Origin of the sequence: Vibrio sp. V01_P9A10T6 (genome assembly GCF_963877065.1) — a bacterium.
Lineage (GTDB): Bacteria > Pseudomonadota > Gammaproteobacteria > Enterobacterales > Vibrionaceae > Vibrio > Vibrio anguillarum.
Genome location: NZ_CAWNTB010000108.1, coordinates 1 through 3,011 on the forward strand (window position 1 = coordinate 1; position 3,011 = coordinate 3,011).

Annotated in this window: 3 protein-coding genes; all 3 read right to left on the reverse strand. The window is 39.1% G+C overall.

Features of this window, described 5'->3' with window-relative positions:
- Positions 1–108 precede the first annotated feature (108 nt).
- Positions 109–507, reverse strand: coding sequence for a hypothetical protein (locus AACQ21_RS05475; RefSeq protein WP_181185517.1), 399 nt, complete (start codon positions 505–507; stop codon positions 109–111).
- A 130-nt stretch (positions 508–637) separates the two neighbouring features.
- Positions 638–1,603, reverse strand: a complete 966-nt coding sequence (locus AACQ21_RS05480; protein WP_105976427.1) for a hypothetical protein — start codon at positions 1,601–1,603, stop codon at positions 638–640.
- A gap of 1,231 nt (positions 1,604–2,834) precedes the next feature.
- Positions 2,835–3,011: lipocalin family protein (locus AACQ21_RS05485; protein WP_105976428.1), on the reverse strand; the 177-nt coding region annotated here is incomplete at its 5' end.

The following is a 3,011-nucleotide window of genomic DNA, read 5'->3' on the forward strand; positions in this document are numbered from 1 at the left end:
CTTAAGGGGCAGCCAACGCTACTACTAACTTTCCGCATAACACCGTAATCACAAAAACCAACGCATAGTAAAAACGCCACGCGTTGGCTGTCCCTCTTGAAGCGTTTGTTAGCTTTCTTGTATATTATTTAACCAATAGTCTAAGTTTCTCTTAATTAGGTTTAAGCTGTCAATAACAAGCACAATGCTCCAAATAGCGAAGAAAATAGATATCATCGAGGCGATCCAGTGAGGTATTAAACCTACTGTCAACTGTATGATTGCAGATATAACCGTCATATAAACAGCAAGGTATAAAATATCTTTTAATTCAATTAATGGGGCATATCTTTGTAAAGATGAATTGAACTTTGAAAGTTTTTCATGAGTTTCAATATATTTTTTGTCATCGAAGACATTTTGCTTCATAGTTACCAAAATGAATGTTTTCCCCGTCATAAGAAAACCACCGACCGCAATAAGCCCAGCAAACAAGTTACCTCGTATATGTTGGGAATAGTACTCCATGAGTAAATCCATTCTTTGGATTTTCATAAACACGAAGTACTTTGGTGTACTTATCACTTCAATAATATGATAAATGACACCAAAGAATATTAGCGTAATTACTGCTGATATAAAAAACTGACCTAGTAGTCTAGCTTTCATTACAAACTTTCATCTGAAACAGGTGACTATATTGTTCGTCTTCAAAAGTTTCTCGAAGTAGTTTAACCAATTCACTATTAAAGAACTCTGAAGCCTTAATATTTGATAGTTTATCAGCCAAATCATCAAAGTCGTACACCGCAAAATAATCTGGCATATCAAAGATACGTAGTGGAAATTCATCACCATGCTCATTTTCCACTTTTACTCTGCCTGAACTCAGTGGATTATTTTTTATAAATCCTGAAATTGCAGCTGCTAAGCCCAACACATCATTGGGTGTGTGGAAACGTAGAACCTCTTTTTTCTTCAAAACATGATTAGCCAATGGAGTGGCTTTCTTCAAATCAAGGTTTAATGTTGCATATTCAAACTCAAAGGATTTAATTTTTTGATACTCCTTGAGCATTTGCTCAAGGTTCTCTTGACGAACAAGAATGCTAAAGTTGAGTGTTGAACGATAAGGTCTTCTCAATTTGCTTTTCTTAGACTCAGAAAACGTTGTACCTTTACGGGCTTCTTCTGCCGCTATATACGCATCGCCACATGAACGAGAATATGTTGCAGATAAGTCTTTCAACATTTTCCCAAGAATACGAGGTGCACATGACTGATGGTAATGTTGGTATAGACCCAAACCAGACTCTTTATTGATAATGAAGTAGTTAAACTCAAGGATTTTGTCTGCTTGCTTTAGGTTGACAACGTCAAACGTAAAGTCGCCATTTTGCACTTTACCCTTACAAAATTTCTTTTGGTCTCTGACAGTTACAACCATACCAAGATAGAAGTCTGGATCATGGTTACTATTGAAGTATAAAATGCGACTGTTGTCAGAGCTGGTGTCACTTTTAAACTCATGGCTTAGTGAAGCTGAAAGTTCTTGTATTAAGTCATCAAAATTCAATTTCTCTGATTGATAATCGATGGAAAATCCTAGAAAGCGCGAGTCCACAGTGTACCTCGATAAATTTGTCTAATCTTATGGAATATCATACCGCAACAGCCATTAGGTGAAAATGGTTTCGTATAGTGCCAGAAAGCTAACGCCCGGCTAAGGGGTTGACAACGCACCACTGGACTCAAAAAACACACTGTAACCACTGAACTTCAATTTTGGACTAAAGCCGCCACGCGTTGGCAATCCCTCTTGAGCCGTTTGTTAGGCCAACTGATTGACACCGAGACTTTCAAAACCAAAGAACAAGGCTTCTTTGCAAACCAAAACAAACTAACCAATTCATTTATAAACCAAAATGCTGAATCAGCAAAGAAACAAAAAACTAAAATTGAGCGATTTGGAAGAAAAGTGACGAGCGTAGCATTCTCGGCGGACGTTTGGATGCTGAAGGTTATTTTGCCGCTAAACTCACAACGACAAACAACCCAACGCGATCAAGAAACAGAAAATATGTGATGACGATTTATGGCTTAACTTAAGCCAGAAAACATGGCATTTACCGTTCAATTCAAACTCGATTTAGCTGATAAAAACTCACCTTGCCTAACGCCCGGCTAAGGGGTTGACAACGCACCGCCAGACTCAAAAAACCACTGTAAACACTAAACTTCAATTTTGCACTAAAGTCACCAAGCGTTGGCAATCCCTCTTGAGCCGTTTGTTAGCTGCTGCACTTTAGCCGGAGATTGACTACCCAACGGCCTAATTTAAAACACATTATTGTTTTCAAGCGACAAAGTAAAACGGACAACTGAGAAACTAAAACCTAACCCACGAAACGCACTTGGCAAAGAAGAAATAGCAGGAAAACTGACGAGCTTCTAAGACTTAAATTTACAAAGAATTCTTTCGAAGAAGTCAACAGCCAAGTGCGCGAAATCCATTTAAGCGCGAAAGAGCTTCAAAACCAAAGAAACCACACCAAAGAAATAAACAAACACACCACTTCCAGTAAGCAGACTTCGGTTAGTTCAAACACTTCACGAACAGTGCCACTGGCGAGATACATGGAAAAGTGCTGACTTTCAGGTGTAAAGCTAGAGCCTCAGACCAAGAAAAAATGAACACGGAATTTCATGATTTTTCTTAACCTCAGCTAACGCCCGCCTAAGGGGCTGACAACGCATTACCACAAAACTCAAACACAACAACTGCAACCACCGCGGCTCATTGGGACTGGAAACGCCGCGCGTTGACAGTCCCTCTTGAGGCGTTTGTTAGGTATTTATTGCTGCTGAACGTAAATGAGCCGATTTGTATCAAAACCACGCTCTTTCGACATTTCAATAAACTTGTCCAGAATGCCTGGTTCTACAGTCGGTGTTCTTGAAAGTAACCACAGATATTCTGTATTCGGCCCTGACACAAAAGCATAACTGTAGTTTTCACGGTCTAACTCAAA

Coding starts and splice junctions, on each gene's coding strand:
- AACQ21_RS05475 (WP_181185517.1), bottom strand. CDS start 507: ATGGAGTACTATTCCCAACATATACGAGGTAACTTGTTTGCTGGGCTT.